Source organism: Frigoribacterium sp. ME-P-080 (assembly GCF_030209595.1).
GTDB lineage: Bacteria > Actinomycetota > Actinomycetes > Actinomycetales > Microbacteriaceae > Frigoribacterium.
Genome location: NZ_JARVRR010000007.1, coordinates 55,911 through 82,276, shown reverse-complemented (window position 1 = coordinate 82,276; position 26,366 = coordinate 55,911). Strand labels below are relative to the sequence as shown.

Genomic DNA, 26,366 nt, shown 5'->3' with positions numbered 1-26,366 from the left:
CCAATGGGCAACGGAGCCTCCGGATCGCGTATCCTGCAAGAGTCCGATTCGGGTCGGACGGCCTCGAGAGGCACCAGGCACACAACCCCCTGTGAGATCGCGCAGGGTCGCGTCGGGTGCGACCCTCCAGCTGAACCACGGAGGGGGCCAGGTTCCCTCGAGACACACGCCTCGTGGCCCCCGTGGTCACGGGGCGTTCCCGTGTGCCCGGCGGGTGGTCCACCTCCGGCACGCTTGGGTCCGCAGGGGTGACAGGCTGAGCCCATGAAGCGAGGGCGGTTGCGGGTGGTGCTGGGGGCGGCGCCCGGCGTGGGCAAGACGTACACGATGCTCGAAGAAGGGGCACGGTTGCGATCCGAAGGGGTCGACGTCGTCGTGGCCGTCGTCGAGACGCACGGCCGGCGGGCGACCTCGGCGCTGGTCGGCGACCTCGAGGTCGTGCCCCGCCGGGCGGTCGTCCACCGCGGCGTCGCGCTGGACGAACTCGACCTGGAGGCGGTGCTCGCGCGGGCACCGCAGCTCGCGCTGGTCGACGAGCTCGCCCACACGAACGCCCCCGGCTCCACCCACGAGAAGCGGTGGCAGGACGTCGAGGCCCTGCTCGTCGCCGGCATCGACGTCGTCTCGACCGTCAACGTCCAGCACGTCGACTCGCTCACCGACGTGGTCGAGCGCATCACCGGGGCGACGCAGCGCGAGACGGTGCCCGACGCCGTGCTGCGGGCGGCCGACCAGGTGGAGCTCGTCGACCTCGCCCCTCAGGCCCTCCGGGACCGACTGGCCGAGGGCGTCGTCTACCCGGCCGACCGGGTCGACGCGGCGCTCTCGAACTTCTTCCGCCTCGGCAACCTGACGGCCCTCCGCGAGCTGGCGCTGCTCTGGCTGGCCGACGAGGTGGACAGCGCGCTGAAGGCGTACCGCGACGAGCACGGCATCGACAGCACCTGGGAGGCCCGGGAGCGCGTCGTCGTCGCCCTGACCGGCGGCCCCGAGGGCGAGACGCTGATCCGACGGGGTGCCCGCATCGCCGCCCGGTCCTCCGGAGGGGAACTCGTCGCCGTGCACGTGAGTGCGCAGGACGGCCTCCGGCAGGGAGCACCGGGTGCCCTGGCGGCCCAGCGGGCCCTGGTCGAGAAGCTCGGCGGCACGTACCACCAGGTCGTCGGCTCGGACGTTCCCCGTGCGCTCGTCGCCTTCGCCCGCGGGGTGAACGCCTCGCAACTCGTCATCGGCGTCAGCCGACGGGGGCGCCTGGCCGCGGCGTTGACCGGGCCCGGCATCGGCTCGACGGTGATCCGCGAGTCGGGACGCATCGACGTGCACATCGTCACCCACTCCTCGGCCGGACGCGACCGGGTGCTGCCGCGACTCGGCGGGGCCCTGTCGCGACGCCGCGTGATCGCCGGGTTCGTGCTCGCCCTCGTGGCCGGGCCGCTGCTCACCGGGCTGCTGGCCGGGCACCGCTCGGAGGACGGCATCGCGGGCACCGTGTTGGTCTTCCAGCTGCTGGTCGTGGTGGTCGCCGTCACGGGCGGCATCTGGCCGGCCCTGCTCGCGGCGCTGCTCTCGGGCGTGACGCTCGACCTGTTCTTCATCGCGCCGATCTACCAGCTGACCATCGCCGAGCCGCTGCACCTGGCGGCACTCGTGCTGTACGTGCTCAACGCCGCGATCGTCAGCTACGTGGTCGACCAGGCCGCACGCCGCAGCCGTGCCGCGGCCCGGGCGCTCGCCGAGACCGAGCTGCTCGCCACGGTCGCGGGGAGCGTGCTGCGCGGCCAGGACGCCCTGCAGGCCCTGATCGGCCGCACCCGCGAGGCCCTGGGCATGACCCGGGTGCGCGTCGTCCAGGGCGGGGTCGAGATCGGGGAGGCGCGGCTCGCCGACGACGGCCGTCCCGGAGCCGGGTCCCCGGCCGGGACCACCACGTCGATCGCCGCGGGCGCCGACGCGACCCTCGAGCTGACCGGACCCGAACTGCAGGCGGCCGACCGGCGCCTCCTGGACGTCGTCGCGGCGCAGGTCGAGGCGGCCCTCGAGCACTCCGAGCTGAGCCGGGCCGCAGGCCAGGTCGCCCCGCTCGCCGAGGTCGACCGCATGCGCAGCGCCCTGCTCGCCGCCGTCGGTCACGACCTGCGTCGTCCGCTGGCCGCCGCGACGGCCGCCGTCAGCGGACTGCGGCAGACCGACGTCGCCTGGAGCGACTCCGACCGGGACGAGCTGCTGTCCACCGCCCACGAGAGCCTCGACTCGCTCTCGACCCTGGTCACCGACCTGCTCGACGTCAGCCGCGTGCAGGCCGGGGCCCTCGCCGTGACGCCCGCGGACGTCGACGTCGACGAGGTCGTGCTCGGCGCCCTCGACGAGCTCGGCCTCGGGCCGGCCGACGTCGAGCTCGCGCTGCGGGCGACGGTGCCGCCCGTGCGGGCCGACGCCGTGCTGTTGCAGCGCGTGGTCGTCAACCTGCTCGACAACGCCCTGCGCCACTCGCCGCCGAACGCGAGCGTCCGCATCTCGACGAGCGCGTTCGGCGACCGGGTCGAGCTGCGGGTCGTGGACCGGGGCCCCGGGGTCCCGGTCGAACGACGGGACGAGATCCTCGTCGCGTTCCAGCGGCTGGGCGACACCGACAACGGCACGGGCCTCGGGCTCGGGCTGGCGCTCAGCAAGGGGTTCGTCGAGGCGATGGGCGGCACGCTCGCACTCGACGACACCCCCGGCGGCGGGTTGACCATGGTGGTCGGGCTGCCGGTCGTGCCCGGGGCGGGCAGGGCAGGCGAGGCCGGGCCGGGCGGGGCAGGCGAAGCCGATCGGGTACGGTCGGCCACGTGAGCGCCGTGAAGATCCTGATCGCCGACGACGACCCGCAGATCCTGCGGGCGCTCAAGGTGACCCTCGGCGCGCGCGGCTACGACGTCGTCACGGCCGCCGACGGGCGGGAGGCGCTCGACCTCGCGGCGAGCCGGCACCCCGACCTCGTCATGCTCGACCTCGGCATGCCCCACCTCGACGGGGTCGAGGTGATCACCGGCCTGCGCGGCTGGTCGACCGTGCCGATCCTCGTCGTGTCGGGCCGCACCGACGCCGCCGACAAGGTCGAGGCGTTGGACGCGGGCGCCGACGACTACGTCACGAAGCCCTTCTCGATGGACGAGCTGCTCGCCCGCATCCGGGCGCAGACCCGCCGGTTGCCGTCGGGCACCGACGACGAGCAGCCCGTGGTCACGTTCGGCGACGTGCAGGTCGACCTCGCGGCGAAGACCGTGGTCCGTCGTCCGGGCGGCAGCACGGGCGGCGGCCCAGGTGCGGGTGGTGACGCGGGTGCGGGCGGCGGCGCGGGTGCGGGCGGCGGCGCGGGCAGCGGCGGCACGGCCGTCCGGCTGACGCCGACCGAGTGGAAGATCCTCGAGCTGTTGCTGCACAGCCCCGACAAGCTGATCACGCGCGAGACCATCCTGACCGAGGTCTGGGGCCCCTTCCACGCGAAGGACACCGGCTACCTGAGGCTCTACTTCGCGCAACTCCGCAAGAAGCTCGAACCCGTGCCGGCCGCACCGCGACACCTCGTCACGGTGCTCGGCATGGGCTACCGCTTCGTGCCCGACGCCGGGGCAGAGGTCGTCGAGGAGGCGTGACCGCGGTCGCCGTCGGGATCCTCACGGTTTCCTAACGCCGGACGTCACCACCGGGAGGCGCACGAGGCCTAACGTTGCAGGGCACGTGCCCGCCTCCCGGTCGGTGCGCCCCGCACGTCCGAGAGGAACCCGTGTCCGCGCAGCCCGAGTCACCCGCCAGGGTCGCACCGCCGACCCCGCACCCGACCACGCGACGGATGCGGAGCTGGCTGCTGCACGGCCTCACCGAGACCGCGGGGACGCACCAGGGTCCGCACGCCGAGACCCCGGAGAAGACGCACTCGTGGTGGCGGGTGATGTGCCTGACCGGCGTCGACTACTTCTCGACCCTCGGGTACCAACCGGCCATCGCGGCCGTCGCGGCGGGGCTGCTCTCGCCCCTCGCGACCATCGTGCTGGTGCTGCTGACGCTGTTCGGCGCGCTCCCCGTCTACCGCCGCGTCGCCCGCGAGAGCCCGCGCGGCGAGGGCTCGATCGCGATGCTCGAGCGCCTGCTGCCCTGGTGGGGCGGCAAGCTGTTCGTCCTCGTCCTGCTCGGCTTCGCCGCCACGGACTTCATGATCACCATCACCCTGTCGGCGGCCGACGCCACGGCGCACGCCGTCGAGAACCCGTTCGCCCCGTCGTGGTTCCACGGGGCCGAGGTGCCGCTGACGCTCGTGTTGGTCGCGTTGCTCGCCGCCGTCTTCCTGCGGGGCTTCCGCGAAGCGATCGGCATCGCGGTCGTGCTCGTCGCGATCTTCCTGACGCTCAACCTCGTCGTCATCGCCGTGTCGCTCTTCCACATCGGCGAGAACCCGGTGGTCATCGGCAACTGGTGGGAAGCGCTGACCGTGCAGCACGGCAACCCGTTCGTCATGGTCGGCATCGCCCTGATCGTCTTCCCGAAGCTGGCCCTCGGCCTGTCGGGCTTCGAGACCGGGGTGGCCGTCATGCCCCAGATCACCGGCGACCCGACCGACACCCCGGCCAAGCCGGTGGGACGCATCCGTGGGGCCCGTCGCCTGCTCGCCACGGCCGCGATCATCATGAGCTCGTTCCTCATCCTGTCGAGCTTCGTCACCACGCTCTTGATCCCCCAGGCCGAGTTCCAGGCCGGCGGGTCGGCCAACGGCCGAGCCCTGGCATTCCTGGCGCACCAGTACCTCGGCGACGGCTTCGGCACGCTGTACGACGTCAGCACCATCTGCATCCTGTGGTTCGCCGGGGCGTCGGCCATGGCCGGGCTGCTCAACCTCGTGCCGCGCTACCTGCCGCGCTACGGCATGGCGCCGCAGTGGGCCCGGGCCGTCCGTCCCCTCGTGCTGGTCTTCACGGTGATCGCCTTCGTCATCACCATCGTGTTCGAGGCGGACGTCGACGCCCAGGGCGGGGCCTACGCGACGGGGGTGCTCGTGTTGATCACCAGCGCCTCCGTGGCCGTGACGCTGTCGGCACGACGCGCGCGCCAGCGGAAGCGCACGATCGGCTTCGGCGTCGTCGCCCTCGTGTTCGTCTACACGACCATCACCAACGTCGTCGAGCGTCCCGACGGCGTGCGCATCGCCGCGATCTTCATCATCGGGATCATCGCGGTGTCGCTCGTCTCGCGCGTGCAGCGGTCGTTCCAGCTGCGGGCGACCTCGGTCACCCTGGACGACACCGCGCTCGCGTACGTGCGCGAGGACGCCGACGAGTACGGCACGATCCGCGTCATCGCCCACGAGCCGGGGCGCGAGGTGGCCGAGATCTACAAGAAGAAGCTGACGGCCGAGCGGAAGTACAGCGGCATCCCGCAGCGCTCGCCGGTCATCTTCCTCGAGGTGCACAAGGGGGACTCGTCGAACTTCGAGGAGGACCTCGTCGTGACGGGGCACGCGCTGCACGGCTACCGCGTGCTGCGCACGACGAGCGGCGCGGTGCCGAACGCCGTGGCCAGCGTGCTGCTGGCGATCCGCGACGAGACCGGCGTCGTGCCCGACATCTACTTCGAGTGGACCGAGGGCAACCCGCTGTCCAACATGGGGCGGTTCTTCCTGACCGGGGTGGGCGAGGTCGCACCGGTGACCCGCGAGGTGCTGCGCCGGGCCGAGCCCTCGCGCAGCCGCCGCCCCGACGTGCACGTCAGCTAGCCGCCCCTGCCCCGACCCTCTGCACGCGCGCGAACCCCGTTTGCGAAGATGAACCCCGATTGAACGGGGTTCATCTTCGTGAACGGGGTTCATCCGGACGCCCCGACGAAGCGCCGTCGAGCGACCCGTGCAGCGTGCGTCACCCGACGTGGATCGATGAGGACGTCGGCCGCCCGGAGGAGTTCGACCAGCCTCTCCGGGAACACCAGATCGGCGTATTCGCAGTGCACCACGTGACGGATCTCGGGATGGCGCAGGAGGCGGCGGTCGCGACGTCCCCGAAGCCTGATGGCCTCCGCGGGAGTCCGTCCGGCGAGGATCTCGGGGTCGGTGAGCTTGATGTGCCCGTCGAACTCGACCGCGACGCCGAAGGTCCGGAGGAAGACGTCGCAGCGTCCGAGGAACCGGTCGCCGAGGATGAAGGTCTTCTGCAACTCGACCGACGACAAGCCCAGTTCGAACAGCACGACACGCAGGAGGGATTCGCCTCCGTTCTCGGCCCACGCGGACGAGAACTCGACGGCGCGACGGGCCATCCGTCCGCCCGGGTGTGAGGACGGGCCCAGTCGGGACATGAGTCGAGTGCGTCGGCGGAGGAACTCGGCCTCGACGGCAGCGCCCGTCCGGTGTCCGTCGGGCAGGACCAGGCGGCGCAGGACGGCGTCGACACACAGCACGGCATCGCCGAACGAGGCGCTCCGAGCCACGTCGACGGCGGTCCGCTCGAGGCTCGTGAGCCACACTCCGTGGAGTTCGTCGCGGTCGGCCGCCTGAACCGAGCCGGGGCGGCGCAGGAGGTCGGTCGAACGCCTCGTGGTCGTCCGCCGAGGATCGATGACGGTCACCACGTCCGCGTAGGCGTCGTGGACCCGCGGCAGACCCCACAGGGCCGCGGCCGAGTCGTGGGAGACCGTGCACCGTCGCTCCAGCCCTCGGGTGACCGCCCTGGTCAGGACGACGTGCCGCCCTCGCGCGTCGAGGTCGTCCCAGTCGGCGGCGGCGGCGTAGGTGCCCCGATGGACGCGGACCAGCGATTCCCGCCGCGCCTCGAGCTGCAGGCGTCGCGCCTCGCGTGTCGTGCCCCCGTGGGTCGAGGTGAAGACGAGCGGGCAGAGGTGGGGCGCGGTGCTGGTCATGGGGCGAGCGTGACGGGCGGCGCCCGACCAGCGTGATCCGCGCCTCCTCGCCTGGGGGCGGTGGGAGCTCCCTCCCGGCGTGTGGGGGAGGCGTGGTCGTCCTCGACACGAGGCCATGAACCCCGTTCACGAAGTTGAACCACGCGGAAACGGGGTTCATCTTCGTGAACGGGGTTCATGGCGGGGAGGGCCGGGCAGGCGGGGAGGAAGGAGGCGCGGGCCGGGCGGGCGGGACGGTTCGGCGGGGTACGGCGCTCAGCTTGGCCGCCGGCGGCGCTCCTCCTGTACTGCTGGGATCATGAACGACTCCCGCTCCCTGCCCTACCCCCTCGGCGTGACGCCCCTGCCCGAGGGCGGCGCCCACGTCGCGGTGTACTCCGAGACCGCCGACCACGTCTGGTTCTGCCTGTTCGACGACGAGGCCGACGGCGGCACCGAGCGCCGCTTCGAGCTGACGAACCGCACCGGCCACGTCTTCCACGCCGTGGTCGAGGAGGCGCGGGTCGGCTCGCGCTACGGCCTCCGTGTCGCAGGCCCCTGGAACCCTGCCGCCGGCCTCCGCCACAACGAGCACAAGCTGCTGCTCGACCCGTACGCGACGGCCCTCGACGGCACGTTCGACTGGGGTCAGGCCGTCTTCGGGCACGACATGGACGAGCCCGAGACGATGGACGAGTCCGACTCCGCCGCGGCCATGCCCCGCAACGTCATCGCCGATCGCGACTTCGACTGGGGTGACGACCAGCGCCCGCTCACGCCGATGGAGGACACGGTCGTCTACGAGGTGCACGTCAAGGGCTTCACGCAGACGCACCCCGACGTCCCCGAGGACATCCGGGGCACCTACGCCGGCATGGGGCACCCCGCCGCGATCAAGCACTTCACCGACCTGGGCGTGACCGCCGTCGAGCTGCTGCCGACGCACCAGTTCGTGCAGGACAGCCACCTCGAGGAGAAGGGCCTCCGCAACTACTGGGGCTACAACTCGATCGGCTTCTTCGCCCCGCACGACGAGTACGCCTCGAAGGCCGCGGGCACGGCCGGCGGCCAGGTCGCCGAGTTCAAGCAGATGGTCAAGGACCTCCACGCCGCCGGCCTCGAGGTGTGGATGGACGTCGTCTACAACCACACGGCCGAGGGCAACCACATGGGCCCGACGATCTCGTTCAAGGGCATCGACAACGCCGCCTACTACCGACTGGTCGAGGGCGACGAGGGCAACTACTTCGACACGACCGGCACCGGCAACAGCCTGAACGTCAGCCACCCGGCGGCGCTCGGCCTGATCATGGACAGCCTGCGCTACTGGGTCACCGAGATGCACGTCGACGGCTTCCGCTTCGACCTCGCCACGACGCTCACCCGTCAGGGCGGCGAGGCCAGCGAGCACAGCGCGTTCCTCACGCTGATCCACCAGGACCCGGTGCTGCAGAGCGTCAAGATGATCGCCGAGCCCTGGGACACCGCCGGCTACCAGGTCGGCGGCTTCCCGGCCGACTGGTCGGAGTGGAACGGCAAGTTCCGCGACGACGTGCGCGAGTTCTGGAACGGCGAGCCCGGCGTCCTCTCGACGTTCTCGGACCGCGTGCTCGGCAGCCCCGACGTCTACGAGGGTGACCGCCGCTCGCCGCTGTCGAGCGTCAACTTCGTCACCGCGCACGACGGCTTCACCCTCGCCGACCTGACGAGCTACGCCGAGAAGCACAACGAGGAGAACGGCGAGGACAGCCAGGACGGCGAGAGCGACAACAAGTCGTTCAACGGCGGCGCCGAGGGCCCGACCGACGACCCCGCGGTCAACGAGTACCGCGACCGCCAGCGTCGCAACTTCCTCGGCACGCTGCTTCTCAGCGCGGGCGTCCCGATGATCCTGGGCGGCGACGAGATCGCCCGCAGCCAGGGCGGCAACAACAACGCCTACTGCCAGGACAGCGAGATCTCGTGGTTCGACTGGGAGCGTGCCGACCGTGACCTGCTCGCCTTCACGACCGAGCTGATCACGCTGCGTCGCGAGAACCCGGCGCTGCGGCCCGACTGGTTCCGGTACGCCCCCGAGGTCGAGAGCGACGACCACGTGCAGGTGCGCCGTGCCGACGACCACTCGTTCTCGAGCGGTGACTGGCAGCAGGGCGAGAACAAGGCGATCACCTTCGTGCTGACCCACAAGGACGCCGACGCGTTCGCGTACCTCGTCAACGGTTCGACGGCGGTCGTCGAGTTCAACGTGCCCGACGCGCCCCACGGCGAGTGGGAGCTCGCCGCGTCGAGCGACCCCGGCCAGCAGGTCGAGGGCGCCGTCACGACGCTGCTCGTGCGCGACGCGAGCTTCACGCTGCTGCGGAGCCGCGCCTCCTAGGCGGAGGGGCGAGCGCAGGAGGCGCGGTGCCGGTCCTCGGGATCGGCACCGCGCCTCCTGCGTCCCCCGGGCATGCGAAAGACCGCCGCCCCGAGGGGACGGCGGTCGTCGTGTGGGTCGGCCGAGGCCGAGCGGGGATCAGGCGGTGGCGAGCTGCTGCGCCTCGGGGGCGAAGAAGTCGGCGTAGCTCGGTCCCGGCGTGATGTCGACGACGGTGCCGCAGACGACGGGCCCGTGGTCGACCGGCGACCGGTGGGCTCGACCGGCGGGTCGACGCTTGGGGTAGACCTCGATGCGAGCGGCGGGCACCCGCTGGTCGGCGGCGTAGTGGCCGGTCACGTCGACGGAGCGACGGACGTGCGCCACGAGCTGGTCGTGGCTGAGGCGGGCGAGGTCGGCGGCGCTCATGCCGCGGCCTCGGCCAGGAGGAGTGCGCTGATGTCGATCGGCTCGGTGGGAGCCAGGTCGTGCGCGAGGGGGTGGTGCCCGGAGGCGTGGACGATGTTCATGTGTTCAGCTCATCTCTGCGGCCCTGCGACCGCGTGCGGAACGGGGTGATGCGGGTCGCGTCGCCGTGAATCGACGCGTTCCCGACTCTCGCAGGTCACCGGGTGATCGCCACCATCGCCCGACACATCGTTCGCAAGGTGGACATCTGTTCGAACGGCGGGGGCTCAGGTGCGACGGGCCCAGAGCGCCTCGACCAGCGACGTCGTCAGCTCGTGGTCGATCGCGAACGGCCGGCCGTCGAGGTCCGACACGGGTGCGATCTGACGCCCGCTCGACAGCAGCCACAGGGCGTCCGCCTCGTGCACGCGGGTGAGCGGCAGCAGCTCGTACGCGGTCTCGTGGCCGAGGTCCGTCAGGGCCTCGAACACGGCCGCCTGGGTCGTGCCCTCGAGGATGCCCTGGTCGGTGCGCGGGGTGACGAAGCGGTCGCCGAAACGCGCGACGAGCGAGGCCGACGGCCCCTCGAGCGCGTACCCGTCGCTGCTGACGAAGAGGACGTCGTCGGCGCCCCGGCGGGCGGCCTCGCGCAGCACGCTCTTGTTCACGGCGTACGAGAGCGTCTTGGCGCCCTGCAGCAGCCACGGCGAGGTCGTCGCGACGTCGTGCCGGTAGCCGCGGTCGAGCGCCACGACGCGGATGCCGTCGCGGCGTTCGACGGCGTGGTCCTCGTAGACCTCGGTCCGGGCCCACGCGGTCGGCTCGCTGTCGGGCACGCCCTCGAGGCCGCGCGTCACGATGAGCTTGGTCAACGCGAACGGGACGGGCGCGTGGGCGGCGGCCGAGGCGAGCACCGCCTCGCGGATCAGGTCGAGGTCGAGGACGGGCAGGTCGAGCAGGGCCGCCGACCGTGCCAGGCGGGTCAGGTGCGGCTCGAGCGCCTGCACGGCTCCGTCGACGACGCCGAACGCCTCGAAGATGCCGTCGCCGCGGGTCACGCCCAGGTCGACGACGTTCACGGTCGGCTCCGCCGCGTCGGCGAGGTGCCACCCGGGACCATCGCCTCGGGCGCCGGCCCGGGCCCGGTCGATCACCACGAGCACGGGGGCAGGAGGCGCGGTGTCGGTCGTGGGGGAGGCGTCTGCGGCGAGGTCGGTCACGCCCTCGACCGTACCTCGGGCGCGGGTTTTCGCTTTGTGGACAGGCTGTGGATAATCACTCGTCGTCGAGAGGTTAGACGTCCACGGGATCTCGATCGGCCCGACGGCTGCTCGGAGGTGCGCATCGGGCACCCGCTCGCCACGGTGACTAGTGCGTCTAGCTAATTCCGGGCGCTGAACAGGCGTTTTCCTGGCAGGGTCCTCTTTGCCCGCCCAGACTGCAGCGGTACCGTGAGCGAGCCCGCCCACGGTGGGCGCGTGGTGCCCGGTGGGCCGGGAGCTTCTTCACGGGGCGGCCCGCCCGGCACCACACCACACACGTAGGACCACCCGCGCCACTGCGCGCACGTCGAAGGGCCGCACCGTCGAGACGGTGCGGCCCTTCGTGGTCGGTCCCGGAGGCGTCAGCCGCGGGGCCGGGGCGGCCCGGGCTTCGGGTGCGACGGCGCGGCGCCGTCACCCGAGGGCGCGTCGGCGGGATCGGGCTCACCGGGCTTGGGGTGACCGGGGATCGAGTCGCCCGAGAGGTTGAGGTCGTCGGGGTCGACCTCGATGTCGCCGACGTCGTCCGGCCCGCCCTCACCGGGCAGGGCCTGGACCGCGTCCAGGTCGGTGTCGGAGTCCACGGCGGGGGAGTCCTCCGTCGCCGACCGCTGCATCTCGGCGGTGGTCGCCTCGCTCCGCGGGAAGTCCGCGGTCGGGTCGTCGGCGTCGCGACGGTCCGGTGCGGTCTCGGCGGTGCCTGCGTAGCCGACGCCGTCCGTGGCCGTCGTGGCGTCGCCCGTGGTGGTGCCGGTCTTCGTGTCCTGCTCGTCTTCGTGCATGCGGGCACGGTACGCCGTGGGGGTGCGTGCCGCATGTGCGCCGGGGCAGACTGTGGCGATGACGACCCTCACCTGCCGCGCGATCGTGTTCGACATGGACGGCACGCTCGTCGACTCGACCGCCCTGGTCGAACGCATCTGGGGCGACTTCGCGGCCGAACACCAGCTCGACGTCGTCGAGTTGCTGGCGTTCGCGCACGGCCGGCAGACCCACGACACCGTCACGCGGTTCCTGCCCCGGCTGCCCGAGGGCGAGGCACGGTCCCTCACCGACGGGCTGCAGGCGGTCGAGGCCGGCACCCGGGACGGGACCGTCGAGATCCCGGGCGCCGCCGCCTTCGTGGCGAGCCTGCCGGGTGACCGGGTGGCCCTCGTGACGAGCGCGAACCACGAGCTGGCGCGGTCGAGGATGGCCGAGGCGGGCGTGCCCTGGCCGGCGGTCGTGCTGGCGTCCGAGCAGGTGGCCGTGGGCAAGCCGGCCCCGGACGGTTACCTGCTGGCTGCCGAGCTGCTCGGCGTCGACCCCGGCGAGGTCGTCGTCTTCGAGGACGCCGCGGCGGGGCTCGAGGCCGCCCGCGCCTCCGGAGCCTCGGTCGTGGTCGTGGGAGACCACGACGGGCCGGCCGCCGACGGGCTGCCGCGCGTCGCCGGGTACGAGGACGTGTCGGTGATCGTGCGGGCCGACGGGCTGCTCGAGATCACGCTGCCGTAGGGCCTGGAGCTCGCGCGGGCTGGCAGGTGGCACGGGCTCGCGGCGCGCGGCTCGCGCGGGCGCGGGCTCGGCCTCGCGGTTCGAGCTCGGGCTCGCCGCTCAGCCGTGCAGCGGGTGCGACCCCTCGTGGTTGGTCCGGTGCGCGAGGGCGTGGGCGAACTCGCGCAGGGTCTCGTCCGAGGTGTGACGGGGCGTCCAACCGAGGACGTCCCGGGCCTTCTCGGTCGACATGACCGGGATCTTGGCCGCGATGTCGAGCCAGCCCGGCTCGGTCGGCTGCAGGCGGGCCAGCCAGGTGAGCTGGACGACGGCGCGCAACAGGCGATACGGCACGGGCAGCAGGCGGGAGCCGAAGGCCCGGGCGATGCGGTCGGGGTCGACCACGGGTTCGGCGGCGAGGTTGAACGCCCCGCCGGCGCGGCGGTCGATGGCCCGCCAGAACGCGTCCGCGACGTCGCTCGCGTGCACGACCTGCGACACGAAGCGCGGAGCGAGCGGGATGAACGGGGGGCGCACGCGCTGCATCCAGCGGGTGGGCACCCAGCGTCCGGCGAAGAGCCCGACGATCTCGCTCGCCGCGGAGGCCTGGAACACGAGGCCCGGGCGCATGCGGGTCAGCGTGACCTCGGGGTGCTGCTCGACGAAGGCGTCCATGACGCGCTCGTTGATCGACTTGTGCTTCGAGTAGCTCGAGCGGCGGACGCCCTTGGTCTTGTAGGTCTCGTCGACCCGTCGACCCTTGGGGCCCCGCGAGTAGGCGCCGACCGACGACGCGACGAGCACGTGCGGCACGCCGGCCCGGGCGGCGGCGTCGAGGACGTGCGAGGTACCGAGCACGTTCGTGCGGTACATGACGGCCTTGTGGTGGCTCGGCTGCAGGGCCCAGCCGAGGTGCACGACGGCGTCGGCCCCGGCGAACGCCCGCTCGAGGGCCACGGGTGAGTCGTCGGCCCCGACGTCGATCGAGAACCAGGTCACCTCGCCGTACGGCGGCGTCGCCATGCGCGGACCCCGGCGGGCGACGCCGACGAGGGAGGTCACCTCGGGTTCGGCCTGCAGACGGGTGAGCAGGGCGGTGCCCAGGTTGCCCGTGGCTCCGACGACGACCACGCGCATGGGGGTCTCACTTTCACGACTCGACGATCGGCCAGGCGCCGACCCCGGGTGGGCGGCAGGCCTGTCCCGAGCCTACGCGCGGCCCCTGGGCGACGGTCCGGCCTCGGCGGCGATGCGGGCGACGGCCGCCTCGTCGAGCACGAAGACCTCGTCGCCGTCGCGCGGGTCGTGCGCGCGCACGACGGTCGAGCGCACCGACCCGTCGGCCGCCACCTCGACCACGGCGAAGCCCGAGCCGCGCACGGCCCGCTCCGTGCCGACGGTCGCCAGCACGTCCGTGTCGTTCGCCACCCCGGGCGCGACCACCACGGGGACGCCCGCGAGGTGGCCGACGATGTGGTGGTGGTAGTGCCCGGTGAGGACGACGCGGACGTCCGACGCCTCGAGGACCGCGGCCAGCGCCTCCGGGTCCTGCAGGGCGAGCGACTCGTGCAGGGTCGTCGGCGCCGCGATCGGCGGGTGGTGCAGCACGAGCACGGTGCCCCGCCCAGCGGGCGTCGCGAGCTCGTCGCGCAACCACGCGAGCTGCTCGGGTCGCAGCAGTCCGTAGCCGGCCCCGGGCACGGAGGTGTCGAGCCCGACCACCCGCCAGCCGTCGACGTCGCGCACGAGGTCGAGCGGCCTCGCCGGGTCGCCGCCGAGCACCTCGGCGAAGGGCTCGCGCAGGTCGTGGTTGCCCGGCACGAGCACCACCTCGGCACCGGCCGCACGCGCCCAGGCGTCGGTGCGTTCGCGGAGGTGCCGGTAGGAGGCGCGGGTCCCGTCGTCCGACAGGTCACCCGACCCCACCAGCAGGCGCACCCCCTCGACCCGCGCGGCCTCCGCCAGCACGAGGTCGAGGGCCTCGGCCGTGTCGACGACACCCTGGTGCAGGGCTCCGTCGGCGAGCAGGTGGGCGTCGCTGAGGTGGACGACGCGGAGGGTTCCGGGCGGCAGGGCGTGCATGCCGCGACGCTACCGGGTGCGGGGCGGCGCGTGCGCGTGGCCCGGGGTGCCGGGGCCGCCTCGGGCGCCTCGGGCGGCTCGGGCGGTCGGGTCGCACCACGCACGTGGCGTCGAACCACGCACGGGGGTGGTTCGACGCCGCAACCGTGGTGCGACCTCGCGTGTGGCGGGAGGGCTCAGCCGCGGAACTGGTCGGCGGGGGCGAGGCGGCCGTGCACGCGACGCCCGAGCTCGGCGAACATGTCGGTGACGGTCGCCCAGTCCTCGTGGGTCGGGGAGGTCGGTTCGACGAACAGGCCGTAGAACCGTCGCCCGCTGTTGAGCGACTCGACCAGGACGGTCTCGGAGCGGTCGAAGAACTGCGTCCCGTCGTGCTTGAGGGCGGACGCCCGGACGGGTTCGCCGGTCAGGGTGCTGAAACCGGCCGACGCCAGGGCCCGTGCGGTCCTGCGCCGGGACAGTCGGGGGAGGACGGGACCGGCTTCCGCCGCGCTCAGCACCGCGCGCACGTGCGCGAACACGAGCTCTTGCTCGTGGACGGGGTGCGAGGTGGAGGTCGGCGAGTTCGTCACGGCATCACCGTGGCAGGTCGCGGCGTGGAGCGCGACGCCCAGTGCGGGGGCGGCCCCTTGGGGTGCGACCCGGACTGGGGAGCCGACCGGGTGTACCCGGCGCCCGCCCACGGTGTAGCTCGGGCCGACTGGCAGGCGTGGTCGGTGTCGGCAAGTCCTGGCTGGTGCGGCGTCGGGTCGTGGGGGTGGGCGTGGCGCGGGTGGGTGGTGACGTGAGGCAGGAGTTCCCGACAAGGCGTGAGCGGTGTCGGCAAGTCCGGGCTGGTGCGGCGTCGGGTCGTGGGGGTGGGCGTGGCGCGGGTGGGTGGTGACGTGAGGCAGGAGTTCCCGACGGGGCCGGCAGGAGGCGCGGGGACAGGGCGAAGAGGAGGGGGGCGGGCGCGAGGCGGGTCCGGGGACGGGGTGCCGGGACGTGCCGGAGAATGGCCCGATGCTTCCTGCTGCCCCCGCCGCCGGCTCCGGCCGCGACCTCGACGACTCGGCCCGGTGCCCCTGCCTCAGCGGCGAGACCTACGGATCGTGCTGCGGGCCGCTGCACCGGGGCACGACGCCCGCCCCGACGGCGGAACGGTTGATGCGCTCGCGGTACTCGGCGTTCGTGCTCGCCCGCGCCTCCTACCTGCTCGAGACGTGGCACCCGACGACGCGGCCCGCGACGCTCGAGGTCGACCCGGGCACGCGCTGGTTCCGGCTCGACGTCGTGCGGACGCAGGCGGGCGGGCCGTTCGACGACGAGGGGACGGTCGAGTTCGAGGCGCACTTCCGCGACGACGACGGCGTGGGGTCGCAGCACGAGGTCAGCCGGTTCGCCCGGGTCGACCGGCGGTGGCTCTACGTCGACGGGATCTCGGGCTGACCAGGCCGCACTGAACGAGCTCGGCCTGGCCGGGGCAGGCAGGGCGGAGGCGAGACGTCGGCATCGGGCGTCACGAAGAGGACGGCGGGTCCGTCGGGCCCGGCATCCTCTCCGTGACGCCGCCGGGCCGCAGGGAGAGCTTCACGGGCAGGGACCCACGGTCCGGACGACACCGATGCAGGGCTCGCGCCCTCCATCTCGACGAACGCTAGGCCGCACGAGATGGTGCGGTTCAGACGTGGACGCTCCTCACAGGCAGGGCGTCGAGACGCGTGTTTCGGGGGACAGGACGCGCGCGGGTCGAATCCGTCAGGGGGCGCGACGTGCGAGGGCGACCGCCTCGAGTGCCCGGACCACCTCGCCGACGGCCCGCTGCGCCCGGACGACGCCGACCGGGCCGCCGAGCACCGACAGGGCCGGCTCGTGCACGACCCGCACCACGAGGCGTCCCCGGTCGTCCACGAACCACTGCACGCCGAGGGTCAGCAACTGCGCCCGCCCGGCGAAGGCGCGCAGCGCGAGGGTGGAGGCCAGCGTGCCCCGGACGGCCCGGGTGCTGCCGTCCGACGCGAGCGACAGGGTGAAGCCGTGATCGATCAGGGTCTGCTCGACGACGTGGCGCGACTCGTCGTGTGCGCCCTCGAGGAAGACGTCGTGCGTGCTCGCCACCGGACGGGTGCGGCGGTCAGCGCAGCGGCGCGAGCATCTCGAGCTCGCGCGCGGCGGGGTCGAGGGCGTAGGGGTTCGTGTGTCCGGTCGGTTCGTACCCGCGTCGACGGTAGAACGCGATGGCCCGCTCGTTCTGCTCGTGGACGTGCAGGCGCAGGGTGTCGCCCTCGGTCGCGGCCCACGTCTCGACGCCGTCGAGCAGCAGGTCGGTGACCCCGGCCGAGCGCCCCCGATGGCTCGGGGCGACGTACACGCCGACCAGCAGGGGCTGCCCCGCCGCCTGCAGGAAGCCGCCCATGGCGCCGACCCAGTCGCCCGTCCCGTCGTCGATCGCGACCAGCGAGGTGCCGTGCTCGGCCTCGCCCCGGGCCCCGCGCATCCGCCACTCGGCCTCGGCGTGACGACGGGCGACGGCGAGCGTCTCGCCGTAGGCGATCGGCGTGTCCGCCAGCATCGCGAGGCGCAGGTCGCGGACGCGCTGCCAGTCGTCGGCGGTCGTGCGGCGGACGGTCACGGGTCGTACGGGCATGCCGCCACCCTGCCACACGGGCGGGACGCGGCGGGTGCAGGAGGCGCGGGTCGCGTCCCGACGCCGGGTCGGGCCCCGGGGTCGTCACGTCAGGAGGCGCGGGTCGCGTCCCGACGCCGACCCGCGCCCCGGGGTCGTCACGTCAGGAGGCGCGGTGCGGCCCTCAGCCGACCCGCGCCACGGGGGCGGGGCCGAGGCGCTGCTCGGGGCGGGCCGGTGAGATCAGCGTCGCGCGCCTCCCGCGGTCGTCCGGCTCGGTGTCGACGCCGAGCACCTGCAGGCGCTCGGGCGTCCGCGCGCGGAGCGCCGCCGTCCAGGCGCAGACCAGTGCGTCGAGCAGGTCCTCGCGGTGTTTGTAGGCCCGGTCGACCAGCGGCGAGGGCTCCTCGAGCAGCGCCGCCGACACCGGGTGCGAGTCGAGGCGCAACGGCACCTCGGCCCGGGCGAGCCCGCCCAGCCGACGCAGCAGCTCGTCGCAGGCCGCCGCGCGGGCCTCGCGCCGCGCCTCCTTCGGCAGGGTGAGGTCGGGTCGCTTGTAGCGGGGACGCTTGTCGTCGTAGGCGAGCTCGGTCATGCCGACGAGCGTCGTGTACGGGTAGCACTCGAAGTGCCCCACCGCGTCGGCCGCCACCGGCACGACGCCGTCGTCGTAGACGCCGCCGGCACGCTCGAGGCGCTCGCCGAGGGTGCGCCCGCCGAGCCAGGGCAGGGAGGCGCTGCTCGCGTTGGCCGACACGTGCCAGCGACCGTAGGCACGCGCCACGAGGCGTTCGCTCGCCCGCATGCCCGTGGCGTTCGGCACGAGCACGGGGGCGTCGACCGCGACGACCGAGCCGGGCGTCGACCAGCGTCGGACCCAGGCCTCGACCTCGTCGACGCCGCGCGCCCAGCCGGCGTCGAGCACCGTGCCGTCGGCGTCGATCACGGCCAGGCCGGTCTCGTTCGCGGGGCGCTCGGGCGTCGAGTCGCGCCAGGCGAGGTCGACGCCGAGGTAGCGGGGCCGGGGTGTGGTCACCGCTCGACCGTACTCGCGGCCGATACTGTCCCCATGCCCACGAGCAGCACCCGCACCAGCGGCGGCACGAGCACCCGCACCCCCGCCGACCTGCGTCGCTGGCGGCGTTACCTCGCCGACGAGCGCGCCGAGGAGTCGACCTACCGCGACCTGGCCCGCCGCCGGGACGGCGAGGAGCGCGCGATCCTGGTCGCCCTGGCCGACGCCGAAGGCCGCCACGCGCAGCACTGGGTGGATCTGCTCGGCGCCGACGTCGGGCGTCCGGCCCGCACCGACCTGCGCACCCGCGTGCTCGGGGTGCTCGCCCGGCGCTTCGGCTCGATCTTCGTGCTGGCCCTCGTGCAGAGCGCGGAGGCGCGGTCGCCGTACGCGACCGACGCGGACGCCACCGACGCGATGGCCGCCGACGAGCGCATCCACGGCGAGGTCGTGCGCGGCCTGGCCGAGCGTGGACGCAACCGCCTGTCGGGGTCGTTCCGGGCGGCCGTGTTCGGGGCGAACGACGGTCTGGTCAGCAACCTGGCGCTCGTGCTCGGCATCAGCGCCTCGGGTGTCGGGAACCACGTGGTGCTGCTGACCGGGCTGTCGGGCCTGCTCGCCGGGGCGTTGTCGATGGGTGCGGGCGAGTACGTCTCGGTGCGGTCGCAGCGCGAGCTGCTCGACGCCTCCACCCCCGACCCGACGGCGCGACACGTGCTGCCCGACCTCGACGTCGACGCGAACGAGCTGGCGCTGGTCTACCGGGCACGGGGCATGTCGCCCGACGAGGCCGAGGCCCACGCGCGGGAGGTGCTCGCGGGCGCGGGGCGAGTGGCCTCGTCGCCGAGCGCGCCTCCTGCGGGGGCCGCGCCGGGCGCCGCCACGGCCGGCTGGGCGGACGCCCCGGACCAGGAGGCGCGCTCGGCCGACGAGCCCGCCACCCACGAGACCCTCGGCACGGCCTTCGGCGCTGCCGCCTCGAGCTTCTGCTTCTTCGCGTCCGGGGCCGTGATCGCCGTGCTGCCCTACCTGTTCGGGCTGTCCGGGCTCGTGGCGGTCGTCGTGGCGTCGGCGTTGGTCGGCGTCGCGCTGCTCGGCACGGGCGCCGTCGTCGGGTTGCTGTCGGGGGCGAGCCCGGTCAGGCGGGCGCTGCGCCAGCTCGGCATCGGGTTCGGGGCGGCCGCCGTGACCTACCTGCTGGGGCTGTTGTTCGGGACCGGCGCCGCGGGCTGAGCTCGCCGCGGGCCGTGTTCGCCGCGGGCTGAGCGGATCGGGCCACGTGCGCGTCAGGCCTTGCGGTCGAGCTTCCAGGCGATCCAGCACGTGACGAGGACGACGCCGGCCGCGGCGAGGCGCGCGCCCATCAGCACCCCTTGGCCGGTCGAGGTCGTGAGGCTCATGTCGGAGCCGATGCCGATGCTCCAGATCGCGCCCGACAGGGTGAGGCAGACGACCAAGGCGAGGCCGAGCACCACCGAGGTGGCCCCGTGCGACCGGGGGCCCACGTCGTCGCGGCCGCGAGGGTCACGTGAGAGGCGGGCGGCGGCGATGCGGACGAGGCCGAGCCAGAGCAGGGCCACGGCGCAGGCGCCGACGACGTCGCTGCAGCGGTGCCAGCCGAAGGCGACGGTCTGCTCGGCGACGACGGCCGCGAACGCCGCACCGACCATGTAGAACAGGGGCCGGGCGTGCCGGCCGAAGGTGGTCATGATCGCCAGGACGGCGGCGACGGCGACCGTGACGTGCCCGCTGGGGAAGCTGTTGCCGTAGAGCTCGCCCGTCAGCTCGGGGCGGGGCGCGAGCTGCTTGAGCACCTGGGTGGTGACCGTCGCGCCGATGATCAGCACGCCCGCCTGGACGGCCGACCCGGGCCGGCGGCGGAGGAACGCCACCACCATCGTGAGGGCGACGACCAGCAGCACGGCCGGGGGAGAGATGGCGTCGAGCGCGACCCCGGACTGCAACAACGTGGTGCCGTCGACCGAGCGGAGGATGCTGTCCTCGATGGACTGGCCGGTCTCGGTGAGGACCGCGATCGTGTAGACGCCCGCCAGCACGACGAGCGAGGCCGACGACGCGACCACCCAACGACCCGTGACCCGTCGACGGACGGCAGGCGCCGTCGAAAGGGTCGGGTGAGCAGTCACCGGACGAGCTAACTACACGTCGCCTGGAAACAGGCTCGGTCCGACCTGCCGATGCGCCGGGGTCGCCCCGACTCACAGCGAGGGTGCAGGTGGCCGGCCGCCGGTCGGGCCCCGACGCTCCATCAGTCGCCAGCGACCGCCGGTGAGCGGGGCGAGCGTGACGGTCGTGTAGACCACGGCGACGATGCCGAACGCGACCGTCAGCCCGATCGTGTCGGCCGCGACCCCGCCGAGCAGGGCGCCGGCCGGGATGCCGGCCCAGGCTCCCGCGGTGACCAGTCCGAAGACCCGCCCGCGGAGGTGCTCGGGGGTGCGCTCGAGCTGCACCGTGCCGAGGATCGGGTTGAGGGCGCCGGCGGCGAGACCCGAGAGCGCGGTCGCGGCGACCAGCAGCGGCAGCGGGGCGCCGAGGGCGAACGCCAGGCTCGACGGCCCGCCGGCGAGGGTGAAGCAGGCGACGAAGGTGAGGCGGCGCGGCACCCGGTGGGCGACGAAACCGAAGGCGACGTTGCCGGCGAGGGCGCACCCGCCCATGGTGGCGACGAGTAGTCCCAGGGCGGCCGCGCCTCCGAGTCGGTCGTTCGCGTAGAGGGGCAGCAGGGTCGACCCGCGTGCGGCGTCGAGCAGGTTCGTGACCAGCACGAGCGCGACGATCAGCCGCATCAGCGGGTCGCGGACGACGAAGCGGGCGCCCTCGACGAGGTCGGACCGGTAGGAGGCGCGGGTCGGCTCGGTCGCGTCGGTGGCGTCGGTCGGGTGGTCGTCTCTCGGATTCGGTGATCCGGTCCGTGCCGGACCGGACGCCGGGACGAGTGCCCCGGTCAGGGCCGCCGAGACGGCGAAGGTGGCGGCGTTGACGAACAGGGACACGACCGGTCCGACGGCGGCGACGAGGAGCCCGGCGATCGACGCCCCGATCAGCTTGGCGAAGCGCTCGGACCCGTCGAGGAGCCCCACGCTGCGTTCGATGCGGACTCCGGCCCGCTCGGTCAGCGCGGGCAGCATCACCCGGCGCGCCGTCTGTCCGGGGCTGTCGAGCAGGCCGCCGACGAAGACGAGCGCGAGCAGGGCCCAGAACGGCAGCCCGACGGTGAGCGCGAGCACGGGCATCGCGAGGACGGAGGCGCCACTCACGAGGTCGGCGACGATCGCGGCCCGCCGGTGCCCGACCCGGTCGACGACGACGCCCCCGAGCGGGCCGCCGATGATCACCGGGGCCGTCGCGAACGCCGCCGCGAGCCCGACCTCGGCCCCCGACCCGCCGAGACCCAGGACGTAGAAGGGCACGGCGAAGGCCGTGACGACGTTGCCGGTCTGCGAGATCGCGTGGGCCGCGACGAGGGACGACAGGGCTACCCGGTCGGTGCGCCCGGTGCGGACGGTGTGACCCGTGCGCCCGCCGCGGGGCCGGGCCGGACGACCGCCGCGAGTGGCGCTGTCGGTGCCCCGCGCCTCCTCGGCCGGCGTGCTCTCGCTCACGACGCGCCTCAGGGGCGGCGGTAGGCCTGGTAGACGAGCACGACCGGCGCGGCGCCGTCGTCGGCCGCCGGGTCGTGGGCGGCGCTGACGTCGAGCCAGCGGTCGACGACGCCCTCGAGGTCGCGGCGCAGGGCGGCGAGCTCGGTCGTGGTGAGGCGCAGGCTGCGGTCGCCGCTCGCCCCGGCCGCGATCCACTCGCGAGGCAGGGTGGGCATCGCGTCGACGTACTCGCCGAAGCGGGCGGCGTAGGCCTGGCCGATCGACTTCTGCAGCGCGGACGAGGCGACGAGGCGGTCGGGGTCGTCGAGCAACTCGGCGGGCTCCCAACTGGTGAGCTGCGCGGTGGCCTGCCACCAGCGCTCGCGCCGGTCGGTGGTCTGCGGCTCGGCCGCCTCGATCAGGTCGATCGAGGCGAGTTTCGAGAGGTGGTAGCTGATCGTCCCCGGGGCCTCGTCGACGGCGTCGCCGAGCTGGGCGGCCGTCTGCGCGCCGCGTTCGCGCAGCAGACCGAGGAGGCGCAACCGGGTCGGATGGGCGAGCACGCGCATCGAGGCGGCGTCGGTGAGGGTGCTGCGGGAGGTCTCTCGGGGGGACATGGAGTCGACGATAGGTGCACAAGATCCGTTGCGCAAGAGTCGTTGTGCTTATCGACGAGGGCGTGGGCGGGCCGACCAACCGTTCGAGCCGTGAGTGTGGTGGGTGTCGCGGGCGGAGGTCGGACCCGCGGCGCATGCTCGGAGCACGACCGCCGGACAGTCCGGTGCGCAGGAGGAACCCGATGACGAAGACCCCGGACGACCCGCACGGCACCGACGAGACCGACCTCGAGCGTCGTGGCAACAGCAGTGGCGAGGGTCACGGCGACCACACCGTCGGAGAGCGGGACGACCGCCCCGTCGAGATCACCAGCGAGAACCACCCCGACGGCGGCACCGGCTCCCGTTCGCTCGACGACGGACCGGCCGACGACGCCGTCCCCACCCGCCAGCCCGGCCAGGCCGAGGCCGGCCAGGTCGACGAGCTGATCGGCGACTACAAGGGCGACGGCGAAGGCAAACACACCTACTGACACGACCCGAGGAGGCGCGGGTCGGCCTCGATTCGCGCCCCGCGCCTCCCTCGTGTAGTGTTTCCTCTGGCCAATCGGCCAGCGAAACGCGCCTGTAGCTCAACGGATAGAGCATCTGACTACGGATCAGAAGGTTGGGGGTTCGAGTCCCTCCAGGCGCACAGACTCGAAAGCCCCAGCCCAACATGGCAGGGGCTTTCCTCGTCTTCGGTGCTTGTCTTGCCGCCTCCGGCGGCGTGCGCCTTCGGTGCGGACCCGAAGAGCCCTGCCCTACGCGGCAGGGCTTTTCTCGTCCTCGGTGCTCGTCTTCTGAGATCAGCGGCGGGTCGCGCCGATGGCCCAGACCCGTGGCGGCTGGACGTCGTTGACGGCGTGGTCGCCGACGATGCGTGCTTTGAACACCCAAGGGTTGTGGCTGCCGGCGGTCCGGGCGTTTCGCCAGTGCCGGTCCAGGTTCTTCGTGGTGCTCACGCCGGATGCCGCCAGCGCGTCGAACAGGTGCGAGGTCGCCTGGGTCGCGAGCGATGTCAGGGCGACCTGGGCCTGCGCGGTGGCGAGTTCGGCGCGGTCGTTCCGCTGTTCGTCCTCGGTCTCGTCCAGGAAGGCACCCTCGTAGGCGCCCTGGAGGGCCTGGGCGGCGCGGTCGACGACCGCCCGTGCGGCGAAGCCGGCGGCTGAGACCTCGCCGACGACCTGCAGGATCTGCGGGTCGGCGGCGAACGTGTCGGCGTTGCCGTGGGAGAACACCCGGGTGCGGTTCCTGACCTCGAACGCGATGTCCCGCTCGGCTGCCACGACGGAGCCGGCGAGGACGCTCAGCAGCACGGCCTGGTAGAAGGCCGTCTGGTACCTGAATCGCTCGTCGAAGAGCACGACGTCGTCGGCACCGACACGAGCATCTCGGAAGGTGCTCGTGCCCGACCCCGTCGTCCGCTGCCCGAACCCGTCCCAGTCGTCGGTGTGGGTGACGCCTTCCTGGCGGGCGTCGACGATCGCGATGACCCGGTCGCCGGTGTCCGTGCGTTCGGCGTACGTGTCGATCCAGTCGGCGAAGATGCTGCCGGTGGAGTAGTACTTCTGCCCGGTGATGCGGAATCCGCCGTCCGGGTCCGGGCTGACCTTCGTCGCGACGTCGCCGACCTGCACCGTGCCCACTTCGGTCCAGGAGTTCCCGGCGATCTCGCCGCGGCCGAACCGTTCGAGCCAGACGTCGCGCGGTCCGGACCGGGCGACGAGGCGGTCCTCGACGAGAGCGAAGTGGCCGCGCAGGGCCTGGGGGATGTTGCTGTCCGCCGCCGCGAGCTCGGTGAGCAACTCGAACAGCTGCGGGAGGGTGGCGCCGGAGCCCCCGAACTCGACGGGGACACGGAGGGCTCCGAAGCCCGCGTCGGCGAGCTCGCGGATCTCGGCCACGGGGAGGCGGTGCTCACGGTCGCGTTCCGCGGCACCGGCGGCGATGCGGTCGAAGAGCGGGCGGAAACGCGCGGACAGGGCGTCGTCGGTGGGTGACGCCGTGGTGACGGACGTGGTGGAGGTGGTGGTCGTCGTGGTCATGGGTCTCGGTTCCGTTCTGGTGGGTCAGGCAGCGGCAGGGGCAGGCGTGTGTTCCGGCTGGGGACGTGTGGCGGCTCGGCGGGTGAGAAGGACGGCGCCGCCGAACACCCCGACGAGCGCCAGGAGTGCAGCCGTCGTGGCGACCGAGCCGGTCGGCCAGTGCCCGGTGAGGCCGAGGAGCGCGGGGACCGTGGTGGTCACCTGGCTCGCGAGGACGAGGGCCCACCCGGTGTAGGTGCTGATGGCCGATCGGCCGAGGGCGAGCAGGACGAAGAACAGCGCCCAGAGCGCCGCCCATCCCGTCCAGAGCACGGCGAGGAAAGGGTCGTCCGCGACGTGGACGATCGCGAAGGCGACGGCGAGAGCGGCGACCAGGCCGCAGAACCAGCCCAGGCCCACGGCGCCGAGGCCGAGGAGGGAGTCCACGCCGACGTAGAGGTACGTGATGCCGAACAAGAAGGTGCCCGAGATCCCGAAGAGGATGGGCAGGGAACCGTCGGCTGACACGGCCACGGCCACGCAGAGGACGAGCTGCAGACCGCCGACCAGGACGTTGAACACGCCGCTGTCCCGGCCGGGCACGCGCCCGAGCAGGGTGAGGCCGTTGACCAGGAGGGCGGCCCCGGAGAGGACCAAGCAGATGAGCGCCATGCGGAGACCTTGACACCGTTCACCCCTCGGTCGGTGTCTCGTGTCCCATCATGTCCGTCCGCTACGCCCCGTGACGGCGGTACCCGTCGTGTTCGTCACGGAAGCCGACCGCCACGTGAGCAAGGCCCCCGTACAATGAGCCAGCGCCATGGAGCCACGTCCACGCCGGCGCAGATGACGCCAAGCTGCGTTGCGGAGCGTGCAGGATGGAGCCCGGGTGAGCGTCAGAGGCGGCGGTGAACGTCTCGGTCTTCGCGAGGTTGCCGAGCGTGCTGGTGTGTCGCACATGACCGTGTCACGCGTGCTCAATGGTCACCCGCAGGTCAAGGAGTCCACGCGCCAACGCGTGCTCGAGGTCGTCGCCGAGCTCGACTTCCGGCCCAACAGTGCTGCGCGCGAGCTCGTCACCCAGCGGGCCCTCCGGATCGGCGTGCTGATCGAGAGCGCCGTCGAGTTCGGTCCGTCGAGCATCTTGCGGGCCATCGAGCGATCGGCGCGCGACGGCGGGTACTCCGTGGCGTCGTTCGCGCTCCGCGACGACTCGGCGACTCCCGAGGAGGCCGTGCGCCACCTCACAGGCCAGGGCATCGACGCACTCTGCGTGGTCGCTCCGCGCTCGTCGTCCGTGGCCGTGCTCCGGACCATCACGACGGGGCTGCCGACCCTGGTCGTCAAGGCCGAGAAGGACCCGGCCTTCCTCACGGTCTCCGTCGACCAGGCTGCCGGCACGAAGCTGGCCGTGGATCACCTCGCGTCGCTGGGTCACCGCGACGTCCTCCATCTCTCAGGGCCCCTCGACTGGTTCGACGCCCGCGCTCGCGAGCGTGCCTTCCATGCGCGCACCCGGGCATGGGGCATGCACGAGCGGCCCATCGTCATCGGTGACTGGTCGAGCGACTTCGGCTACGACTACGCACGCGGACTGACCGGAGTTCCGGAATACACCGCCGTGTTCGTCGCCAATGACGAGATGGCGCTCGGGGTGATCCACGGCCTCCACGACCGCGGCATCCGCGTGCCGGAGGACCTGAGCGTCGTCGGCTTCGACGACTTGCCCGTCTCGCGCCACTTCCTCCCGCCGCTCACGACCGTGCGGCAGGACTTCCCGGCGCTCGGGTCGCTCGTGGTGGACGTCCTGATCGCCGCGATCGAGGGCCGCGAGATCCCGCAGAACAGCCGGATTCCCGCCGAGCTCGTGGTGCGTGACTCCAGCGCGGCTGCGCGCCCTCTCGACCGAGATGGCCATCTGAGGTAATCCAGCTCGTCGTCGTTCGCCCGCGTGCATCACGACAGCTACAGTCGTGCACGTCGGGCACCGCCCGGCGCGAGGCCGTCAAGGCCTCCGACCCGAGGAGCACCACGTGCGTCACGTACGGGCATCGACGACGATGCACCCGATCGGCC

Annotated in this window: 24 protein-coding genes and 1 tRNA gene; 10 read left to right on the top strand and 15 right to left on the bottom strand. The window is 73.1% G+C overall.

Annotation, left to right across the window (positions count from 1 at the left end; all coding sequences use genetic code 11):
• Window positions 1–264: 264 nt before the first annotated feature.
• From QRN23_RS12360 to QRN23_RS12350, 3 genes are all read left to right on the top strand, one after another.
• A complete protein-coding gene (locus QRN23_RS12360; RefSeq protein WP_277959376.1) occupies window positions 265–2,832 on the top strand; it encodes an ATP-binding protein in 2,568 nt (855 codons plus the stop codon).
• A 5-nt stretch (window positions 2,833–2,837) separates the two neighbouring features.
• On the top strand, window positions 2,838–3,635 hold the full coding sequence (locus tag QRN23_RS12355) for a response regulator (protein WP_285063756.1): 798 nt from the start codon (window positions 2,838–2,840) through the stop codon (window positions 3,633–3,635).
• 197 nt (window positions 3,636–3,832) lie between these two features.
• The gene (locus QRN23_RS12350) at window positions 3,833–5,746 is read left to right on the top strand and encodes an APC family permease (protein ID WP_123571946.1); all 1,914 of its coding nucleotides are present in this window, start codon (window positions 3,833–3,835) and stop codon (window positions 5,744–5,746) included.
• An 89-nt stretch (window positions 5,747–5,835) separates the two neighbouring features.
• Here the strand turns inward: QRN23_RS12350 and QRN23_RS12345 are convergent, their stop codons facing one another.
• The gene (locus QRN23_RS12345) at window positions 5,836–6,882 is read right to left on the bottom strand and encodes a hypothetical protein (RefSeq protein ID WP_285063675.1); all 1,047 of its coding nucleotides are present in this window, start codon (window positions 6,880–6,882) and stop codon (window positions 5,836–5,838) included.
• A 298-nt stretch (window positions 6,883–7,180) separates the two neighbouring features.
• Here QRN23_RS12345 and glgX point away from each other — a divergent pair, with 298 nt between their 5' ends.
• Window positions 7,181–9,238: a glycogen debranching protein GlgX gene (gene glgX, locus QRN23_RS12340; protein ID WP_159825093.1), complete on the top strand. Its 2,058-nt coding sequence runs from the start codon at window positions 7,181–7,183 to the stop codon at window positions 9,236–9,238.
• A gap of 138 nt (window positions 9,239–9,376) precedes the next feature.
• On the opposite strand, the gene QRN23_RS12335 is transcribed toward glgX, so the two are convergent.
• From QRN23_RS12335 to QRN23_RS12325, 3 genes are all read right to left on the bottom strand, one after another.
• Complete coding sequence (locus QRN23_RS12335) at window positions 9,377–9,646, bottom strand: hypothetical protein (RefSeq protein ID WP_123571943.1); 270 nt, start codon at window positions 9,644–9,646, stop codon at window positions 9,377–9,379.
• A 266-nt stretch (window positions 9,647–9,912) separates the two neighbouring features.
• On the bottom strand, window positions 9,913–10,845 hold the full coding sequence (locus QRN23_RS12330) for an aminodeoxychorismate lyase (RefSeq protein ID WP_236556831.1): 933 nt from the start codon (window positions 10,843–10,845) through the stop codon (window positions 9,913–9,915).
• 404 nt (window positions 10,846–11,249) lie between these two features.
• Window positions 11,250–11,669, bottom strand: coding sequence for a hypothetical protein (locus tag QRN23_RS12325; RefSeq protein ID WP_285063674.1), 420 nt, complete (start codon window positions 11,667–11,669; stop codon window positions 11,250–11,252).
• Window positions 11,670–11,727: 58 nt separating this feature from the next.
• Here QRN23_RS12325 and QRN23_RS12320 point away from each other — a divergent pair, with 58 nt between their 5' ends.
• On the top strand, window positions 11,728–12,381 hold the full coding sequence (locus QRN23_RS12320; RefSeq protein ID WP_285063673.1) for an HAD-IA family hydrolase: 654 nt from the start codon (window positions 11,728–11,730) through the stop codon (window positions 12,379–12,381).
• A gap of 99 nt (window positions 12,382–12,480) precedes the next feature.
• On the opposite strand, the gene QRN23_RS12315 is transcribed toward QRN23_RS12320, so the two are convergent.
• The 3 genes from QRN23_RS12315 to QRN23_RS12305 form a co-directional block, all read right to left on the bottom strand.
• Window positions 12,481–13,497: an NAD-dependent epimerase/dehydratase family protein gene (locus QRN23_RS12315; protein ID WP_159825097.1), complete on the bottom strand. Its 1,017-nt coding sequence runs from the start codon at window positions 13,495–13,497 to the stop codon at window positions 12,481–12,483.
• Between the two features lie 72 nt (window positions 13,498–13,569).
• The gene (locus QRN23_RS12310) at window positions 13,570–14,442 is read right to left on the bottom strand and encodes a metallophosphoesterase family protein (RefSeq protein WP_285063672.1); all 873 of its coding nucleotides are present in this window, start codon (window positions 14,440–14,442) and stop codon (window positions 13,570–13,572) included.
• A gap of 176 nt (window positions 14,443–14,618) precedes the next feature.
• Entirely contained in the window at window positions 14,619–15,014 is a 396-nt protein-coding gene (locus tag QRN23_RS12305; protein ID WP_123571938.1) for a hypothetical protein, read from the bottom strand.
• 430 nt (window positions 15,015–15,444) lie between these two features.
• Here QRN23_RS12305 and QRN23_RS12300 point away from each other — a divergent pair, with 430 nt between their 5' ends.
• Window positions 15,445–15,870 carry a YchJ family protein gene (locus QRN23_RS12300; RefSeq protein WP_285063671.1) on the top strand — a complete coding sequence of 142 codons (426 nt, stop codon included), beginning with the start codon at window positions 15,445–15,447 and terminating at the stop codon, window positions 15,868–15,870.
• 309 nt (window positions 15,871–16,179) lie between these two features.
• Here QRN23_RS12300 and QRN23_RS12295 read toward each other — a convergent pair whose 3' ends face one another.
• From QRN23_RS12295 to QRN23_RS12285, 3 genes are all read right to left on the bottom strand, one after another.
• Window positions 16,180–16,539, bottom strand: coding sequence for a hypothetical protein (locus tag QRN23_RS12295; protein WP_285063670.1), 360 nt, complete (start codon window positions 16,537–16,539; stop codon window positions 16,180–16,182).
• 16 nt (window positions 16,540–16,555) lie between these two features.
• Window positions 16,556–17,068, bottom strand: coding sequence for a GNAT family N-acetyltransferase (locus QRN23_RS12290; RefSeq protein WP_285063669.1), 513 nt, complete (start codon window positions 17,066–17,068; stop codon window positions 16,556–16,558).
• Window positions 17,069–17,231: 163 nt separating this feature from the next.
• Window positions 17,232–18,083 (bottom strand): DUF429 domain-containing protein, encoded by an 852-nt coding sequence (locus QRN23_RS12285; RefSeq protein ID WP_056047240.1) that lies wholly within the window; start codon window positions 18,081–18,083, stop codon window positions 17,232–17,234.
• Window positions 18,084–18,116: 33 nt separating this feature from the next.
• Between QRN23_RS12285 and QRN23_RS12280 the strand changes: the two genes are divergently transcribed.
• Window positions 18,117–19,295, top strand: coding sequence for a VIT1/CCC1 transporter family protein (locus tag QRN23_RS12280; RefSeq protein ID WP_159825107.1), 1,179 nt, complete (start codon window positions 18,117–18,119; stop codon window positions 19,293–19,295).
• A 53-nt stretch (window positions 19,296–19,348) separates the two neighbouring features.
• On the opposite strand, the gene QRN23_RS12275 is transcribed toward QRN23_RS12280, so the two are convergent.
• From QRN23_RS12275 to QRN23_RS12265, 3 genes are all read right to left on the bottom strand, one after another.
• Window positions 19,349–20,146, bottom strand: coding sequence for a phosphatase PAP2 family protein (locus QRN23_RS12275; protein WP_056047232.1), 798 nt, complete (start codon window positions 20,144–20,146; stop codon window positions 19,349–19,351).
• 135 nt (window positions 20,147–20,281) lie between these two features.
• Window positions 20,282–21,688: an MFS transporter gene (locus QRN23_RS12270; protein WP_285063668.1), complete on the bottom strand. Its 1,407-nt coding sequence runs from the start codon at window positions 21,686–21,688 to the stop codon at window positions 20,282–20,284.
• Window positions 21,689–21,696: 8 nt separating this feature from the next.
• Window positions 21,697–22,284: a helix-turn-helix domain-containing protein gene (locus tag QRN23_RS12265; RefSeq protein ID WP_056047229.1), complete on the bottom strand. Its 588-nt coding sequence runs from the start codon at window positions 22,282–22,284 to the stop codon at window positions 21,697–21,699.
• Window positions 22,285–22,466: 182 nt separating this feature from the next.
• On the opposite strand from QRN23_RS12265, the gene QRN23_RS12260 reads away from it, so the two are divergent.
• Both QRN23_RS12260 and QRN23_RS12255 read left to right on the top strand, forming a co-directional pair.
• Window positions 22,467–22,757 (top strand): hypothetical protein, encoded by a 291-nt coding sequence (locus QRN23_RS12260; protein ID WP_056047225.1) that lies wholly within the window; start codon window positions 22,467–22,469, stop codon window positions 22,755–22,757.
• 88 nt (window positions 22,758–22,845) lie between these two features.
• Window positions 22,846–22,918 (top strand) — tRNA-Arg (locus QRN23_RS12255).
• Window positions 22,919–23,072: 154 nt separating this feature from the next.
• Here QRN23_RS12255 and QRN23_RS12250 read toward each other — a convergent pair.
• Both QRN23_RS12250 and QRN23_RS12245 read right to left on the bottom strand, forming a co-directional pair.
• Window positions 23,073–24,311: an acyl-CoA dehydrogenase family protein gene (locus QRN23_RS12250; protein WP_285063667.1), complete on the bottom strand. Its 1,239-nt coding sequence runs from the start codon at window positions 24,309–24,311 to the stop codon at window positions 23,073–23,075.
• Window positions 24,312–24,335: 24 nt separating this feature from the next.
• Complete coding sequence (locus QRN23_RS12245) at window positions 24,336–24,962, bottom strand: AmiS/UreI family transporter (RefSeq protein ID WP_159825113.1); 627 nt, start codon at window positions 24,960–24,962, stop codon at window positions 24,336–24,338.
• A 199-nt stretch (window positions 24,963–25,161) separates the two neighbouring features.
• Here QRN23_RS12245 and QRN23_RS12240 point away from each other — a divergent pair, with 199 nt between their 5' ends.
• Window positions 25,162–26,217, top strand: a complete 1,056-nt coding sequence (locus QRN23_RS12240) for a LacI family DNA-binding transcriptional regulator (RefSeq protein WP_307785022.1) — start codon at window positions 25,162–25,164, stop codon at window positions 26,215–26,217.
• Window positions 26,218–26,366: the final 149 nt, after the last annotated feature.

Coding starts and splice junctions, on each gene's coding strand:
- QRN23_RS12325 (WP_285063674.1), bottom strand. CDS start 11,669: ATGCACGAAGACGAGCAGGACACGAAGACCGGCACCACCACGGGCGAC.
- QRN23_RS12320 (WP_285063673.1), top strand. CDS start 11,728: ATGACGACCCTCACCTGCCGCGCGATCGTGTTCGACATGGACGGCACG.
- QRN23_RS12290 (WP_285063669.1), bottom strand. CDS start 17,068: ATGCCCGTACGACCCGTGACCGTCCGCCGCACGACCGCCGACGACTGG.
- QRN23_RS12345 (WP_285063675.1), bottom strand. CDS start 6,882: ATGACCAGCACCGCGCCCCACCTCTGCCCGCTCGTCTTCACCTCGACC.
- QRN23_RS12315 (WP_159825097.1), bottom strand. CDS start 13,497: ATGCGCGTGGTCGTCGTCGGAGCCACGGGCAACCTGGGCACCGCCCTG.
- QRN23_RS12300 (WP_285063671.1), top strand. CDS start 15,445: ATGCTTCCTGCTGCCCCCGCCGCCGGCTCCGGCCGCGACCTCGACGAC.
- QRN23_RS12260 (WP_056047225.1), top strand. CDS start 22,467: ATGACGAAGACCCCGGACGACCCGCACGGCACCGACGAGACCGACCTC.
- QRN23_RS12250 (WP_285063667.1), bottom strand. CDS start 24,311: ATGACCACGACGACCACCACCTCCACCACGTCCGTCACCACGGCGTCA.
- QRN23_RS12265 (WP_056047229.1), bottom strand. CDS start 22,284: ATGTCCCCCCGAGAGACCTCCCGCAGCACCCTCACCGACGCCGCCTCG.
- QRN23_RS12245 (WP_159825113.1), bottom strand. CDS start 24,962: ATGGCGCTCATCTGCTTGGTCCTCTCCGGGGCCGCCCTCCTGGTCAAC.
- QRN23_RS12310 (WP_285063672.1), bottom strand. CDS start 14,442: ATGCACGCCCTGCCGCCCGGAACCCTCCGCGTCGTCCACCTCAGCGAC.
- QRN23_RS12350 (WP_123571946.1), top strand. CDS start 3,833: ATGCGGAGCTGGCTGCTGCACGGCCTCACCGAGACCGCGGGGACGCAC.
- glgX (WP_159825093.1), top strand. CDS start 7,181: ATGAACGACTCCCGCTCCCTGCCCTACCCCCTCGGCGTGACGCCCCTG.
- QRN23_RS12280 (WP_159825107.1), top strand. CDS start 18,117: ATGCCCACGAGCAGCACCCGCACCAGCGGCGGCACGAGCACCCGCACC.
- QRN23_RS12335 (WP_123571943.1), bottom strand. CDS start 9,646: ATGAGCGCCGCCGACCTCGCCCGCCTCAGCCACGACCAGCTCGTGGCG.
- QRN23_RS12360 (WP_277959376.1), top strand. CDS start 265: ATGAAGCGAGGGCGGTTGCGGGTGGTGCTGGGGGCGGCGCCCGGCGTG.